Origin of the sequence: Phenylobacterium sp., assembly GCF_030698145.1 — a bacterium.
Taxonomy (GTDB): domain Bacteria; phylum Pseudomonadota; class Alphaproteobacteria; order Caulobacterales; family Caulobacteraceae; genus Phenylobacterium.
Genome location: NZ_JAUYNW010000137.1, coordinates 1 through 14,726 on the forward strand (window position 1 = coordinate 1; position 14,726 = coordinate 14,726).

Genomic DNA, 14,726 nt, shown 5'->3' on the forward strand with positions numbered 1-14,726 from the left:
AAAGCTCGCCCTCACCGCCTGCATGCGACGGCTCCTCGTCACCCTCAACGCCATGATCCGCGACAACACAGACTGGAGACATGCGCCAGCCTAACTACGGTTGCTCCCCCAAATCGCGCTGCGCGCTGGGGGAGGATCTGATGATCCAGGATTTCACCGGGCGTCCGCCTTCAGCCTGGCCTGCTGGCGCTGATAGAGGGCGATGGGGACGACCAGTGTGGCCAGCAGGGCGACGGCCACGGCCGAGGCTGCCGGCCAGTCGCGGTTGGCGAAGAGCTCCGTCCAGATGGTCTTGCCCAGCATCAGGGTGCCCGAGCCGCCCAGCAGGTCGGGGATCACGAACTCGCCGACCATCGGAATGAAGCAGAGCAGGGCGCCCGCGCCCACGCCCGGCAGCGACAGCGGGAAGGTCACGCGCCAGAAGGCCTGGAACGGCGTGCAGCCCAGATCGGCGGCGGCCTCCAGCAGGTCGTGATGCTGGCGCTCCAGCACCGCGTAGAGCGGCAGGACCATGAAGGGCACGTAGGCGTAGACCAGGCCGATATAGATGGCCGCGTCAGTGTTCAGCAGCGAGACTGGTCCCAGGCCGAGGGCCGCCAGCGCGGTGTTGAGCAGGCCTTCGGGCTTGAGGATGCCGATCAGGGCGTAGACCCGGATCAGGAAGCTGGTCCAGAACGGCAGGATCACCGCCATCAGCAGGGCCTGGCGCAGGGCCGGCGAGCATCGCGCCATGGCGTAGGCCATTGGATAGCCCAACAGCAGCAGGATGCCCGTGGCCACGGCGGCGAACCTCAGGCTGGAGAGATAGGCCGCCACATAGAGCCGGTCGGAGGTCAGGCGCGCATAGGTCTCGAAGTCCAGGGCGGCGAGGAAGGCCTGGACGCCGGCCATGCCCTGGGCCCAGTCGATCCGCGGCGCATAGGGCGGCATGGCCAGGACGGTGTCCGACAGCGACAGCTTGGCCACCAGCAGGAACGGGAACAGGAAGAAGACGCCCAGCCACAGGAAGGGCGCCAGCGCCGCCAGGCCCGTCCTGTCGCGCCGGGCGCTCACTGGGTCAGCACCACGCCGGCGTCGGGCGCGAAGGTCAGCCAGACCTGGTCGTCCCAGTCCACCGGCCGCTCGACGAACCGCGAGGCGTTGGCGCGGGCGGCGCGGATCGTCCGGCCGCTGGGCAGTTCGACCAGATAGGTGGTCCAGTCGCCGAGATAGCCGATGTCGGCGACCTTGCCGGCCAGGCGGTTGGGACCGGGGGGCGGCGCGTCCAGGTGCACCTGAATCTTCTCCGGGCGCACGGCCAGCCAGACGGTGTCGCCCACCGCGATCATGTCGTCCTCGACCGCCTCGAACCCGCCCTCGGCCTCGGCGCTCGCCAGGCGGACCATCTGGCCGTCGGCGCTTTCGACCTTGCCCTCGAAGAGGTTCACGTCGCCGATGAAGTCAGCCACGTAGCGGGAGTTGGGCGCCTCATAGACCTCTGCCGGCCGGCCGATCTGGACGATCTCGCCCGCGCGCATCACCGCGATCCGGTCGGCGGTGACCATGGCCTCCTCCTGGTCGTGGGTGACGATCAGGAAGGTCATGCCCAGGCTCTGTTGCAGGGCCATCAGCTCCCACTGGGTTTCCTCGCGCAGCTTCCGGTCCAGGGCCGCCAGCGGCTCGTCCAGCAGCAACATCCTGGGCCGGGGGGCGATGGCGCGGGCCAGGGCCACGCGCTGGCGCTGGCCGCCGGAAAGCTGGTGGGGCTTTCTCCGAGCCAGGCCGTCCAGCCGCACCAGGGCCAGCATCTCGGCCACGCGGGCCTCGACCTCCTCCTTGGGCAGGCCCTGCTGGCGCAGGCCGAAGGCGATGTTCTTCTCGACGCTGAGGTGCGGGAAGAGGGCGTAGGATTGGAACATCATATTGACCGGCCGCTGGTGCGGCGCCCGTCCGGCCAGGTCTTCGCCCGCCAGGGTCACGCGGCCCTCGTCGGGGTCCTCGAACCCCGCCAGCAGCCGCATCAGGGTGGTCTTGCCGCAGCCCGAGGGGCCCAGCAGGGCGAAGAACTCGCCCTCGTAGATGTCCAGCGACACGCCGGCCACGGCGGTCTCGCCGTCGAAGCGTTTGACCACGTTCACGAAGCGCACAAGCGGCCTGGCGGCGGGATCGGCCCAGGGCGCGAAGGTCGAGCGGACCGCGCCGATGTTCAGGCGCGGGCGGGACCGTTCCGTCATTGCCCGGTCTGCACCCGGGTCCACATGCGCGTGACCTCGCGCATCAGGGCCTGGTCCTTGTCCTTGGTGACGAACAGCCGCTTGAAGACCTCGGGGGTGGGATAGACGTTGGGATTGTCGCGCACCTCGGCGTCCACCAGCTTCGTCGCCGCGGCGTTGGCGTTGGCGTACTGGGTGAAGTTCGACGCCTTGGCGATCACCTCGGGTCGCAGCATGAAGTCGAGGAACTTGTAGGCGGCGTCGGGGTTCGGCGCGTCGATGGGGATGGTGAAGACGTCGAACCAGACCTGGCTGCCCTCCTTGGGGATGACATAGTCGAGCTTGACGCCATTCTTGGCTTCCTCGGCCCGGTCCTTGGCCTGCAGGATGTCGCCGGAATAGCCCACCGCCACGCAGATATCGCCGTTGGCAAGGGCCTCGATATATTCCGAGGAGTGGAACTTGCGGACATAGGGGCGGGCCTTGACCATCAGGTCGGTGGCCGCCTGGTAGTCGGCGAGGGTCTTGGAATTGGGGTCCTTGCCCAGATAGTTGAGCGCGACCGCGTACATGTCCTCCGAGGCGTCGAGGTAGTAGACGCCGCAGTCCTTGAGCTTGGCGAGGTTGGCGGGGTCGAAGACCACGGCCCAGCTGTCGATGTTCACCCCGGGCAGGCGCTTGGCCACCGCCTCGACATTGTAGCCGACGCCGATAGTCCCCCACATGTAGGGCACCGCGTATTTCGCGCCCGGATCGAAGGGCGCCATGTGGGCCATGACCTCGGGCCAGAGGTTCTTGGCGTTCGGCAGCCTGGCCTTGTCCAGCGGTGCGATGGCCCTGGCGGTGATGTAGCGCGGCACGTTGTGGTTCGAAGGCGTGACGATGTCGTAGCCGGTATGGCCCTGCAGCACCTTGGTCTCGAGGATCTCGTTGGAATCGAAGGTGCTGTACTCGACCTTGATCCCCGTCTCCTTGGTGAAGTCGGCCAGGAGCGCCGGGTCCATGTAGTCCGACCAGTTATAGATCGTCAGCGTCTGCGGCTTGTCGGCCTGGCCGCACCCGGCCAGCGCCAGCACCGCGCTGAGGCCCAGCGCCTTCACCCATGCCCGCATCACGCCCTCCGTCCCCGTCGTGAGGACCTTATAGGCGAGCCATATCGGGGAATGAAAGCGCTGGGGCCCCGGCTCAGGGCGCCTTCGGCTTGATGAGCCCCAGCACGGCGCCGGCGATCAGATAGGCGAGCAATTGATAGCCCATATTGATGGCCACGAAGGTCCCGGTCTGGCCGACATAGAGGTAGTCGACGGCCATGGTGGTGTAGCTGAAGAAGAACCAGGCGCCGAAGGCGCCCAACAGGCTGGCGCGAAGCGAGGTCGCGCCCAACTTACGCAGCAGCCAGGACAGTCCAACGATGGTGATGATCGTGAACACGGCGCCGACGCCCAGGGCGAACTGATCGCTCTTCGGATCGGGCGGCGTGCCCAACTCGGCCGTCCAGATCGCGCCGAACAGCGGCCCGTACCACAGGAAGCCCAGGGCCTCGAGCAGGACGAACGCCACGACGACGGCAATCCAGTTGATGCCTTTCAACATGCGTCTCTCCCTTTTTCATTCGGAGGCAGCTTGTTGTTTTCGTTGGCGAAGGGCCGCCTTCCGTCAGGGCAGACTGAAGCTTAACCATTGAAAACACCAGCGGTGATTGCACTGCGCCTTGCGGTGAGCGCTTTGGCGAACCAGATCGGGCGCCCTATAAGCCGCCGCTCCTCCCCATTTCGAGAGACCTCATGTCCCGTATTCTGATCACCTCGGCCTTGCCCTACATCAACGGGATCAAGCACCTGGGCAATCTGGCGGGCTCCATGCTGCCGGCCGACGTCTATGCCCGCTTCCAGCGCGCGAAGGGTGTCGAGACCCTCTACATCTGCGCCACCGACGAGCACGGCACGCCGGCCGAGCTGGGCGCCGCGGCGCTCGGCCAGGACGTGCGGGCTTATTGCGACGAACAGCACCAGATCCAGCGCGACCTCTATGCCGGGTTCGGGATGAGCTGGGACTATTTCGGCCGTTCGTCCTCGGTCCAGAACCGGGTCCTGACCCAGCGCTTCGCCCAGTCTCTGTGGGAGGCGGGCTTCATCGAGGGGCGCACCACCCAGCAGGTTTACTCCAACGCCGACAAGCGCTTTCTGCCTGACCGCTATGTGGTGGGGACCTGTCCGCATTGCGGCTACGACGCGGCGCGCGGCGACCAGTGCGACAACTGCACGCGCCAGCTCGACCCGGTCGACCTGATCCGCCCGCGCTCGGCGGTCTCGGGCTCGGAAGACATCGAGATCCGCGATTCCAAGCACCTGTTCCTCAAGCAGACCGCCTTCGAGGGGAAACTGCGCGACTGGATCACCGACAAGAAGGGCCAGTGGCCGCTGCTGGTGACCTCCACGGCGCTCAAGTGGCTGGACGAGGGCCTGCAGGACCGCGGCATCACGCGGGACCTGGAATGGGGCGTGCCGGTCAACGCCGCTGACTGGGGTCCCAATCCGGCCGGCGAGCGGCCCGATGTCGAGGGCCTGGCCGGCAAGGTGTTCTACGTCTGGTTCGACGCGCCGATCGAATATATCGGCGCGACCTGGGAATGGGCCGCCGCCCAGCCCGGCGCCGACCCCGCCGACGAGAGCGGCTATGAGCGTTGGTGGCGCGGGCCGGTGGCCGACGACGTCAGCTATGTGGAGTTCATGGGCAAGGACAACGTGCCCTTCCACACCGTGGGCTTCCCCTGCACCCTGTTCGGGATGAACGAGACGCGCGGGGCCGACGGGGCCTGGCGTCCGGCGTCGAATGCGCCCTGGAAGCTGGTCGACACGCTCAAGGGCTTCAACTGGCTGAATTATTACGGCGGCCGGTTCTCCACGACCCACCAGCGGGGCGTGTTCATCGACGCGGCCCTGGAGATCCTGCCCGCCGACTACTGGCGCTGGTGGATCATGGCCAATGCGCCTGAGAGCTCGGACGCCACCTTCACCTGGGAGCAGTTCCAGGCCCAGGTGAACGCCGACCTGGCCGACGTGCTGGGCAACTTCGTCAACCGCATCCTGAAGTTTACCGAGACCCGCTTCGAGGGCGCGGTCCCGGCGGGCGGGGAGGCGGGGCCGCTGGAGATCAAGCTCCAGGCCGACGTCGCCGCCAAGCTGGCTGAACTGACCGAGAACCTCGACGCCGTCGAGATGAGGAAGGCCTGCCAGTCGCTGCGCCAGCTCTGGGTGCTGGGCAACCAGTACCTGACCGAGGCCGCGCCCTGGACGGCGATCAAAACCGACCCGGAACGGGCCGCCGTGGCGGTGCGCACGGGCCTGAACCTGGTCGCCCTGTTCGCCAGGGTGTCGGAGCCGTTCATCCCGTTCGCGGCGGAGAAAATCGCCGCCGGCGTGGGCGAGCCCTTCCCGGGGACATGGCCGACGGGTCCCAGCCCGCTCGACATCCTGCCGGCCGGCCGCAAGGTCGCCGCGCCGGAGGTGCTGTTCAAGAAGGTGGAGAACGACCAGGTCGCTGAATGGACCGCCCGCTTCGGCGGGGCCGAGGCGGAGTAGGACTAAGAGTCAAAGTCCCCCTCAGTCAGCTTCGCTGACAGCTCCCCCAAGAGGGGAGCATCTATGGGCTCCCAGATCCTCCCCCAGCGCGGAGCGCGAATTGGGGGAGGTGGCGCGCCGCCCTCTTCGGCGACGTGACGGAGGGGGCTCGCCGCGCCGATGTCAGGCCGCCGCCTTCGCGAACCGGTCGCGCAGGAACTCCGCGCCGCTGACCAGCGAGACCCCGGCCAACACCAGGACGGCCCCAACCACGAAGGACGGCTCCAGGGGCTCGTGCAGGACGGCCACGCCGAACACCACGCCGAACAGCGGGGTCAGGAAGCTGAGGATCGACAGGCGCGAGGCCAGGTACTTGGTCAGCAGCCAGAACCAGACGACGTAGGTGATCAGGGTGACGATCACGGTCTGATAGCCCAGGTTCAGGATCACCGCCGGCGTGGGATTGACCCGGAACTCGCCGTTCCAGGCCGCAACCCCCATGAGCATGACGCCCGCGAAGGCCACCTGGTAGAACAGGGTCTTGACCGCCGGGGCGTCCGACAGCCTCGACCCGCGGATCGCCACCGTGGTCAGGCCCCAGGAGAGGCCCGCCAACAGCCCCAGGGCGTCGCCCAGCAGCATGGTGGGGCTGACCGTCTCGCCGCCGCCCAGGAACGACAGCGCGATGCCGCCGAAGGCCAGCAGCACGCCGGCCCACTGCCACGGCGACAGGCGTTCCTCACGGAAACGCAGGGCCAGGCCCAGGGCCGAGAAGATCGGCGCGCTATAGATGAACACCACCATGTGCGAGGCGCTGGTGAGCGTCAGGCCCTGGGCGATGAACAGGAACTCCACGGCGAACAACAGGCCGACCAGCAGGCCGGGGCGCAGGGTCCCGTCCGTGAACATGCCGCGCCTGTCGCGCCAGAGGGTGAGCGCGCCCAGCACCATGGCGGCGAGCGCCGAGCGCAGGCCCATCTGCATCATCGGCGTCACGTCGTCGGCGATCAGCTTCACGGCGATCTGGGTGAAGCCCCAGCAGACGCACAGGGCGATCATCAGGGTGACCGCCAGGAGGTCGAGGGGCTTGCGCATGCCGGTCAAACGGTCGCTTCGCCGCGCAGGACGGGGACGCAGCCGCCGCCGACCGTGGCCCTGACGCCGTCGGCGGCGCGGCGGGCCGTGGCGCGCAGGCGCGACGGCCGACCCATCTCCACGCCCTGGATGATGTCCCAGCCGCCGGCTTCCGCGCCGGAGAGCGACAGCAGCAGGGCCGCCAGGGTGGCGTTGGCGCTGCCGGTGGCCGGGTCCTCCACCGTGCCGGAATTGGGCGCGAACATCCGCGCACGGAGGGTGTCGCCGTCGCGGGCGTAGAGGTGAAGGGAGAGGCGGTCGCCGAACGCCGGATCGCTGTCGCCGGCCTGGCGGAAGGCGGCCAGATCAGGCGCGGCGCGGGTCAGGGCCTCGCCCGTCACCTCGGCGAAGATGAAGGCGACGCCGACCGTGGCCTCCACGGGGCGGTGGCCGGTGACGACGATGTCGGCGGGAGTGATGCTCGCGCAGGCCGCGGCCACGTCGACCGCGAGCTCGGCGCCCAGGGACAGCGGGCGCGGCGCGGCGATAGTCGCCCCATGGTCGGTGACCTCGACCCCGACGATCCCGGCCGGGACTTCCAGCCGCAGGTCGGTTCCGCGGCCCATCTGGGACAGGACCCAGCCGGTGCCGATGGACGGGTGGCCGGCGAAGGGCATCTCGGCCGTACGGTTGAAGATACGCACCCGGGCCGTGTTGGCGGGGTCCTCCGGCGGCAGGACGAAGGTGGTCTCCGACAGGTTCATCTCGGCGGCCAGGGCCTGCATCTGGTCGCCGGTCAGGCCGCGGGCATCGGTGAACACGGCCAGCGGATTGCCGCCGAAACGGGTGTCGGTGAACACGTCGAGGGTGACGAAGGGGTAGCTGGCCATCGGGATATCCGTCGCTTTGGGAGGCTCAAGGGTTGACATAACTTCGTCGATTGGCAAAGTCACAAAATGGAGCTGGCCGACATCTTCCGTGCGCTCGCCAACGAGCGGCGGCTGCAGATACTGGAGTGGCTGAAGGACCCGGTCGGGAACTTCCCGCCTCAGGTCCACGGCGACCTGAACGCCGACGGGGTGTGCGGCGTCTGGCTGGCCGAGAAGCTGGGCATCAGCCACCCGACCCTGAGCGAACACATGCGCGTCCTCATCCAGGCGGGCCTGGTGACGCCCACCAAGATCAAGCAATGGACGTTCTATCGCCGCAACGACGTCCGCATCGCCGAAATCACGCGCGCCATCGAGGCCGCCGTCTAGTCTTTCAGGAGACGCACTTGTCCATATCGACCCTGTTCGAGCCGCTGAGCTTCGCCCACGGCCCGGCCATGAAGAACCGCTTCATGCTGGCGCCGCTGACCAATCTGCAGAGCCATCCGGACGGGCGGCTCTCGGACGACGAGTTCAAGTGGCTGACCATGCGGGCGCAGGGCGGCTTTGGCCTGACCATGACCTGCGCGGCCCACGTCCAGCGCATCGGCCAGGGCTTCCCGGGTCAGCTCGGCATCTTCGGGGACGAACACCTCGAGGGCCTGACGCGCCTGGCGGCGGCGATCAAGGCGGCTGACAGCGTGGCTGTGGTGCAGCTGCATCACGCCGGCATGCGCTCGCCCAAGGAGTTGATCGGCGAAGCGCCGGTCTGCCCGTCGGACGAGGCGGAGTTCGGCGCGCGGGCCCTGACCGAGGCCGAGGTCGCCCAGCTCATCGAGGACTTCATCGCCGCCGCCGAGCGTGCGGACAAGGCGGGCTTCGACGGGGTCGAACTGCACGGCGCCCACGGCTATGTGCTGAGCCAGTTCCTGTCGCCGGAGGTCAACCAGCGGACGGACCGCTACGGCGGATCGCCGGAGAACCGCGCCCGCATTGTGCGCGAGATCATCGTCGGCGTGCGCGCCCGCTGCCGTCCCGACCTCAATCTCGGCCTGCGCCTGTCGCCCGAGCGGTTCGGCCTGGACCTGGGCGAGATCCGCGACCTGGCGCGCGACCTGATGGCCGAGGGCAAGATCGACTATCTCGACATGTCGCTGTGGGACCACCGCAAGGAGCCGATGGACGAGGCCTTCCAGGGCCGCAGCCTGATGTCCTGGTTCACCGACCTGCCGCGTGGCGATGTGCGTCTGGGCGTCGCCGGCAAGGTGATGACCCCGGCCGACGCTGCGGCGTGCCTGGAGGCCGGCGCCGACTTCGTGCTGATCGGCCGCGCGGCCATCCTGCACCATGACTTCCCGAAACAGGCGGCGGCCGACGCCGACTTCCGGCCCGCGTCCCTGCCGGTCACCCGCGAGCATCTGCGCCAGGAGGGCCTTGGCCCGGCCTTCGTTGACTACATGAACAGCTGGAAGGGCTTCGTCGTCCAGGAGACACAGGACGCCTAGCTGAAGATTCTCAACCGGTAGGCGTTCATCGCGGTTTCGCCCAGCTTGTCGACCAGGTGGAAGTTGACGATGGCGCCCACCGGCGCGCCGATCACGGGGATGAGCTGGGCGAGCTTGGCCAGGTCGATGTGGTCGCGGTACTCCTGCTGGAACTTCCGCCAGTCGAAGTCCTCAAGCGAGACGGGGGTCGAGCCTGTCCGGGTCATGGCGTCATAGATCTCGTGGCGATGGCCGGGGCTGGAAAAGGCCAGCTGGAAGATCTGCAGGATGTAGAGCCGCTCGGCCGCCAGATCGCCGGAATGGCCGTAGAGTGCTGCGATGTCGAACAGCAGCTTGATCTTCAGGCCGATCAGGGCCGGGAAGTCGACCGCCGCCAGCAGGAAGCCCCCGGCCCCCGCGACCCCGCCCTCCGCCGCCGCGGTCGTGCGGTAGAGCGCGATCTTCTCGCGGACCCGCGCCTCGCGTTCCTCCAAGCCCGCGCCGATCAGCGGCTGCGGGGTGGTGAGGTCGGAGCCGGTCATGATTCCGCGGGTCATCTGCTCGATGACCTCGGTGATCACCGCGTGGACCTTCTCGGGAATGGCGCGGTTGATGCGGCCCTGTACCGCGCGGGCGGCGTCGCCCAGCAGGCCAGGTTTCTTCAGGATCCGCCGCTTCCAGACCGCAAGCTCGGCGCGGGCCCGGACCTCGTAGGCTTCGCTCATTTGGCCAGGCCGATGGCCTTCAGCCGCTCGTCGAGGAACTCTCCGGCGGTGATCGGCGGGAACTTCGCGCCCTGGCCCACGCAGGAGGGCAACACCTCCAGCGAGGTCGCCGAGGTCGGGTGCATGAAGAACGGCATCGAATAGCGGCTGACGTTCGGGCCCTCGGGATTGACCACCCGGTGGGCGGTCGACGGGATGACCCCGTTGGTCAGGCGCGCAAGCATGTCGCCGCTGTCGACGATCAGGTTGCTCTGGGCGGTCTCGACCGGCAGCCAGGTCCCGTCGCGATCGAGGAGCTGCAGGCCCGCGCCCTTGGCCGCGACCAGGATGGTGATGAAGTTGATGTCCTCGTGCGCCGCCGAACGGACGCACTCCGGGTCGGCGTCGCTGGGGATCGGCGGATAGTGCAGCACCCGCAGGATCGAGGTCCCGTCCGTCACCAGGGGATCGAAATATGCCTCGTCGAGACCGAGCTTGGGGGCCAGCGCGCGCAGCAGCAGCGCGCCGGTCTCGTCCAACCCCGCGAACAGGGCCGAGAACGTCTCCTTGAAGTCCGGGCGTCCCTCCGGCCAGACATTGGGCGGCAGGGCCTCGGCCAGGTCTGAGCGCGGTTCGCGGCCGATCTGCCAGAACTCCTTTAGGTCGGCGTGGGGATTGTCCTTGGCGTGCTCGACCCCGAACGGGGTGTAGCCGCGCAGGCCCTTGGCGTGGCGGCGCTTCTCGGCCTCGGGCAGGGCGAAGACCTTTTCGGCCAGGCCATAGGCGCGGTTCAGCAGCTTCACCGGGACGTTGTGGTCCTGCAGGATGATGAAGCCGTAGTCCTGCAGGCCGGCCATCAGGGCGTCGGAGAAGGCCGCCCGCTGGGCGGCGTCGCCGTGGGTGAAGGCCTTCAGGCGGAGTTCAGGAACATGACGGGTCATGGGATCGCCTCGACCTCGGAACGAAGGGGCAGGGCGGGCTGGGCTCCGGCCCGCGTGGTGGCGAGCGCCCCCGCCTTGCAGGCGAAGGTCAGGGCGTCCCGCGGTGGACGTTCTTCCAGCAGGGCCAGGGTGAGGGCGGCCACGAAGGTGTCGCCGGCCCCGGTGGTGTCGACCACCTCCACCGGAGGCGGGATGGTGCTGGCCAGCAGTTCGCCCGCGCGGCGGAGTTCCGCCCCGCGAGCGCCGAGCGTCACCGCGACAAGCCCGGGGGCTCGGTGCAGGCGCTCGCCATAGAAGGCGGCCTCGGTCTCGTTGACCACGATCAGGTCCGCCCGCTGCAACAGGGTCTCGGGGATCTCCGCCGCCGGGGCGAGGTTGAGACAGACGAAGCCCTCGGCCGCCGCCACGGCCTTCTCCACGGTGGCCAGGGGGATTTCGAGCTGGCAGATCAGGGCGCCCCGCGGCGGCGACGTCAGGTGCTGCGGCAGGAAGGCGGCGTTGGCGCCCGAGGCGACCACGATCTGGTTCTCCCCGGCCAGGGAGACGGCGATCAGCGCCACGCCCGTGGGAGCCTCGGCGTCGCGCGCCACGCCGGACAGATCGACGCCGCCGGCGGCCAGCAGGGCCAGGGCCTCATCGGCCATGGCGTCGTCGCCGACCCGGCCGACCAGGCGCACCGTGGCGCCCAGCCGCTGGGCGGCCAGGGCCTGGTTGGCGCCCTTGCCGCCGGGATGGCGGCCCAGCGTCGCGCCGGTGACCGTCTCGCCGGGGGCGGGCAGGGTGGCCGCGGTAGCCACGAGGTCGAGATTGATCGAACCGACCACGGTGATGTCCACGCGCCTGGTCATGATCGGGCGAGTCGTTCGGTGATCAGGCCGAACACACCGTCGGCGTCGACCTCCGTCACCCATTGGACGGTGGCGGCCGAGGGATCGGCCAGCCGGAACTCCACGGCGGTGTGGCCAAGCGTGAGGGCTGAATTCGTCTCCACCTGCAGACCGCAGGGCCGAGTGGTGAAGAGGTGCGGCGCGAGGATGTAGGCGATGACGCAGGGATCGTGCATCGGTGCGCTCCTGCCCCCGACCAGGTCGCGCTCGATGCCGTTGGAGAAGTCGATGACCCCGGCCGCGGCCTGGGCCGCTGGCGTGCCGGCCGCGCGGATCGCCGCGACCCGCCCGGCCGTGGCGCGCACCTGGTGGGTGGCGTCCAGGCCCAGCACCACGCAGGGGCAACGCGACGAAAACACCACGTGGGCCGCGTGCGGGTCGGCATAGATGTTGTACTCGGCCGAGGGGGTGATGTTGCCGCCCTCGGTCCGGGCTCCACCCATCACCACGACGCGCGCCAGCCGATGGGCGAGGGCCGGCTCACGGATGATAGCCAGGGCCAGGTTGGTCATCGGGCCGGTGACCGCCAGGGTGACGGTACCTGGCGCCGCGGCCATCACCGTCTCGACGATGACGTCGACCGCGTGGGCTGCCGCCAGGGGCGCGTCGGGTTCGAACACCGGCAGGTCGCCCAGGCCGGATTCGCCGTGGAAGTGGTCGGCCTCGACGGGTTCGCGGACCAGGGGGCGCGTGGCGCCGGCATGGACGGGTACGTCCTCGCGGCCGGCGATCTGGCGGATGATCCGGGCGTTGCGGGCGGTCAGGTCCGCGCCGACATTGCCGCCCACGGTGGTGACCGCGAGGATCTCGAGATCCCGCGAGGCGAAGGCCAGGAACAGGGCGACGGCGTCGTCGACGCCGGGATCGCAATCGATGATGAGCTTTGTCACCGACCCATTGTCGAGGAATTCCGACCCCGACCGCAAGCCGTCAAGCTAGTGGGCGGCTGGCGCCTTGGGCTGGATGTCCATGAAATCGGGGACGATGGCGTTGTAGGCCGTGGTCTGGCCGAGGTCGCGGACCACGTCCTGGTGGCCCTCCCACATCATGTGCAGGGCCACATAGAGCACAATCAGCAGGCCGACATAGCCGATCCAGCGGAACCGGTGCAGCAGCCGGGCGATGTAATTGGCCGCGACCCCCATCAGGGCGATGGAGAGCAGCAGGCCGAACACCAGGATGGTTGGGTGCTCCCGCGCCGCGCCCGCCACCGCCAGCACATTGTCCAGCGACATGGAGAGGTCGGCGATCAGGATCTGGATGAAGGCGGCCTTGAAGGTCTTGGGCTGCTTGGCCGCCATGGCGCTGGAGGGCTCGGTGGACGGATCGTCGTCCATGGCCGCCGCGGCGGCGACCTCCTCCGGCTCGGCCTGTTCCTTCAGTTCCCGCCACATCCTCCAGCAGACCCAGAGCAGCAGCAGGCCGCCCGCGAACAGCAGGCCGACAATGCCCAGCAGCTGGGTGGTGATCAGGGCGAAGCCGATCCGCATGGTCACGGCGGCGGCCAGGCCCCAGAGGATGGCCTTGCGGCGCTGGTCGGTCGGCAGGGCGGCGGCGGCTAGGCCCACGGCCACGGCGTTGTCCCCGGCCAGGACCAGGTCGATCATCAGGACTGAGAGAAAGGCGGCGAAGGCGCCGGGCGCGAACAGGGTTTCCAACATCGCGCCCTGAATGCGACAGCCCGCCGGGCTCCGCAACCGCCTAAGGCGCTGCGCTGGCGAAAATCTCCATCCTAGCTTCGGGTACGGGTGGCCTCGTACAGCGCCACGGCCGCGGCGGCCGAAACATTGAGGCTTTCGAAGCCGCCGGGCATGTCGATCCGGGCGAGCTCGTCGCAGTGTTCGGCCACCAGCCGGCGCAAGCCTTCGCCCTCCGACCCCAGCACCAGCACGGTGGGCTCGCCGTTCAGCGCTTGGTTCAGGGTCTTTTCCGCCGTCCCGGCCAAGCCGACCGCGCGCCAGCCCAGCTCGGCCAGTTCCTCCAGCGCGCGCGACAGGTTGATCACCCGGGCCGAGGGTATGGCGTCGACCGCCCCGGCCGCGGCCTTGGCCAGGGCGCCCGAGAGCTTGGGGGCGTGGCGATCCTGCAAGATCACCCCGCTGGCGCCGAAGGCCGCCGCGGAGCGCAGGATGGCGCCGACGTTCTGCGGATCGGTGACCTGGTCCAGCATCAGCAGCACGGCGCCGGGCTTGGCGTCGAAGGCGTCCAGGCCCCAGGCCTGCAGGTGGGGAACGCGCAGGGCGACCCCCTGATGGACCGCGCCGGCGGGCAGGTGATTGCCGATGACCTGCGGGTCGAGCGTCTCCAGAACCTTCTGCCGACCGAATCGAGCCTCGATCTCCTTGGTGCGGTCGGCGGTGGCCAGAAGACGCTCCGGCGCCTTGCGCGCGGTGTTGCCCAGGGCGGCGCTTACCGCATGCCAACCCCACAGCCATTCGTCCGAAACGTTGTCCTGCTTACGGTTGAGGGGTCTTTGAGGTCCCTTTTTGCCGCCCTTCCAGGGCGCGTTGCGTTCGCGGGATGAGGACACTATAAGACGCGCTCCAAATTGGGGGCCGGACGGTTCCTTCGCTCACGCGACGGAACTTTTGTCCAGGCTTTCGATATGGCTTCGAGCGCGCTGGGGGAATGTCCCGAGTGGCAAAGGGGGGGGACTGTAAATCCCCTGGCGTACGCCTTCGTAGGTTCGAGTCCTACTTCCCCCACCACGCCTCGGAGTTGCTAATTCAAGGAGTCTGGCGCGACGCCGCGCTTCTCTTCGGCGGGTATAGCACAGTGGTAGTGCAGCAGCCTTCCAAGCTGAGGATGCGGGTTCGATTCCCGCTACCCGCTCCAATCTAGACCTCAAACGCCGGCAGGACCCCGATGGCCAAGGAAAAGTTCGAACGCAACAAGCCGCATTGCAACATCGGCACGATTGGTCACGTTGACCATGGCAAGACGACGTTGACGGCGGCGATCACGATGATCCTGGCCAAGGCCGGCGGCGCGAAGGCGATGGCCTATGCCGACATC

16 protein-coding genes and 2 tRNA genes are annotated in these 14,726 nt (G+C 68.6%); 6 read left to right on the forward strand and 12 right to left on the reverse strand.

The window, feature by feature from the left end; translation table 11 throughout:
- Positions 1-153: 153 nt before the first annotated feature.
- From Q8Q77_RS19060 to Q8Q77_RS19075, 4 genes are all read right to left on the reverse strand, one after another.
- Positions 154-1,053, reverse strand: coding sequence for an ABC transporter permease (locus Q8Q77_RS19060; RefSeq protein WP_305585484.1), 900 nt, complete (start codon positions 1,051-1,053; stop codon positions 154-156).
- Positions 1,050-2,213 (reverse strand): ABC transporter ATP-binding protein, encoded by a 1,164-nt coding sequence (locus Q8Q77_RS19065; RefSeq protein WP_305585486.1) that lies wholly within the window; start codon positions 2,211-2,213, stop codon positions 1,050-1,052. Before Q8Q77_RS19065 ends, Q8Q77_RS19060 begins: the two co-directional genes overlap by 4 nt.
- Positions 2,210-3,304 (reverse strand): polyamine ABC transporter substrate-binding protein, encoded by a 1,095-nt coding sequence (locus tag Q8Q77_RS19070; RefSeq protein WP_305585487.1) that lies wholly within the window; start codon positions 3,302-3,304, stop codon positions 2,210-2,212. The genes Q8Q77_RS19065 and Q8Q77_RS19070 overlap by 4 nt, the downstream gene beginning before the upstream one ends.
- A 73-nt stretch (positions 3,305-3,377) precedes the next feature.
- Positions 3,378-3,785 carry a DUF1761 domain-containing protein gene (locus Q8Q77_RS19075; RefSeq protein WP_305585488.1) on the reverse strand — a complete coding sequence of 136 codons (408 nt, stop codon included), beginning with the start codon at positions 3,783-3,785 and terminating at the stop codon, positions 3,378-3,380.
- 191 nt (positions 3,786-3,976) lie between these two features.
- Between Q8Q77_RS19075 and metG the strand changes: the two genes are divergently transcribed.
- Positions 3,977-5,773 carry a methionine--tRNA ligase gene (gene metG, locus Q8Q77_RS19080; protein WP_305585489.1) on the forward strand — a complete coding sequence of 599 codons (1,797 nt, stop codon included), beginning with the start codon at positions 3,977-3,979 and terminating at the stop codon, positions 5,771-5,773.
- Positions 5,774-5,935: 162 nt separating this feature from the next.
- Here the strand turns inward: metG and Q8Q77_RS19085 are convergent, their stop codons facing one another.
- Both Q8Q77_RS19085 and Q8Q77_RS19090 read right to left on the reverse strand, forming a co-directional pair.
- Positions 5,936-6,847, reverse strand: coding sequence for a DMT family transporter (locus Q8Q77_RS19085; protein WP_305585490.1), 912 nt, complete (start codon positions 6,845-6,847; stop codon positions 5,936-5,938).
- A gap of 5 nt (positions 6,848-6,852) precedes the next feature.
- Complete coding sequence (locus Q8Q77_RS19090) at positions 6,853-7,716, reverse strand: PhzF family phenazine biosynthesis protein (RefSeq protein ID WP_305585491.1); 864 nt, start codon at positions 7,714-7,716, stop codon at positions 6,853-6,855.
- 66 nt (positions 7,717-7,782) lie between these two features.
- On the opposite strand from Q8Q77_RS19090, the gene Q8Q77_RS19095 reads away from it, so the two are divergent.
- Both Q8Q77_RS19095 and Q8Q77_RS19100 read left to right on the forward strand, forming a co-directional pair.
- Positions 7,783-8,085 carry a helix-turn-helix transcriptional regulator gene (locus Q8Q77_RS19095; protein ID WP_305585492.1) on the forward strand — a complete coding sequence of 101 codons (303 nt, stop codon included), beginning with the start codon at positions 7,783-7,785 and terminating at the stop codon, positions 8,083-8,085.
- Positions 8,086-8,102: 17 nt separating this feature from the next.
- The gene (locus Q8Q77_RS19100) at positions 8,103-9,200 is read left to right on the forward strand and encodes an NADH:flavin oxidoreductase (RefSeq protein WP_305585493.1); all 1,098 of its coding nucleotides are present in this window, start codon (positions 8,103-8,105) and stop codon (positions 9,198-9,200) included.
- Here Q8Q77_RS19100 and Q8Q77_RS19105 read toward each other — a convergent pair.
- The 6 genes from Q8Q77_RS19105 to rlmB form a co-directional block, all read right to left on the reverse strand.
- Positions 9,197-9,904 (reverse strand): EcsC family protein, encoded by a 708-nt coding sequence (locus Q8Q77_RS19105; RefSeq protein WP_305585494.1) that lies wholly within the window; start codon positions 9,902-9,904, stop codon positions 9,197-9,199. The two genes, Q8Q77_RS19100 and Q8Q77_RS19105, sit on opposite strands and share 4 nt — an antisense overlap.
- Positions 9,901-10,824 carry an isopenicillin N synthase family oxygenase gene (locus tag Q8Q77_RS19110; protein ID WP_305585496.1) on the reverse strand — a complete coding sequence of 308 codons (924 nt, stop codon included), beginning with the start codon at positions 10,822-10,824 and terminating at the stop codon, positions 9,901-9,903. Before Q8Q77_RS19110 ends, Q8Q77_RS19105 begins: the two co-directional genes overlap by 4 nt.
- Positions 10,821-11,672, reverse strand: coding sequence for a ribokinase (locus tag Q8Q77_RS19115; RefSeq protein WP_305585498.1), 852 nt, complete (start codon positions 11,670-11,672; stop codon positions 10,821-10,823). The genes Q8Q77_RS19110 and Q8Q77_RS19115 overlap by 4 nt, the downstream gene beginning before the upstream one ends.
- On the reverse strand, positions 11,669-12,601 hold the full coding sequence (locus Q8Q77_RS19120) for a nucleoside hydrolase (protein WP_305585500.1): 933 nt from the start codon (positions 12,599-12,601) through the stop codon (positions 11,669-11,671). Before Q8Q77_RS19120 ends, Q8Q77_RS19115 begins: the two co-directional genes overlap by 4 nt.
- Positions 12,602-12,646: 45 nt before the next feature.
- A complete protein-coding gene (locus tag Q8Q77_RS19125) occupies positions 12,647-13,372 on the reverse strand; it encodes a TerC family protein (RefSeq protein WP_305585502.1) in 726 nt (241 codons plus the stop codon).
- 71 nt (positions 13,373-13,443) lie between these two features.
- Entirely contained in the window at positions 13,444-14,241 is a 798-nt protein-coding gene (gene rlmB / locus Q8Q77_RS19130) for a 23S rRNA (guanosine(2251)-2'-O)-methyltransferase RlmB (RefSeq protein WP_371130485.1), read from the reverse strand.
- A 92-nt stretch (positions 14,242-14,333) separates the two neighbouring features.
- On the opposite strand from rlmB, the gene Q8Q77_RS19135 reads away from it, so the two are divergent.
- From Q8Q77_RS19135 to Q8Q77_RS19145, 3 genes are all read left to right on the forward strand, one after another.
- A tRNA-Tyr gene (locus Q8Q77_RS19135) sits at positions 14,334-14,419 on the forward strand.
- 53 nt (positions 14,420-14,472) lie between these two features.
- Positions 14,473-14,546 (forward strand) — tRNA-Gly (locus Q8Q77_RS19140).
- A gap of 30 nt (positions 14,547-14,576) precedes the next feature.
- Positions 14,577-14,726, forward strand: a 150-nt coding sequence (locus Q8Q77_RS19145; RefSeq protein ID WP_305585400.1) for a GTP-binding protein, incomplete at its 3' end; no start/stop codon positions are given.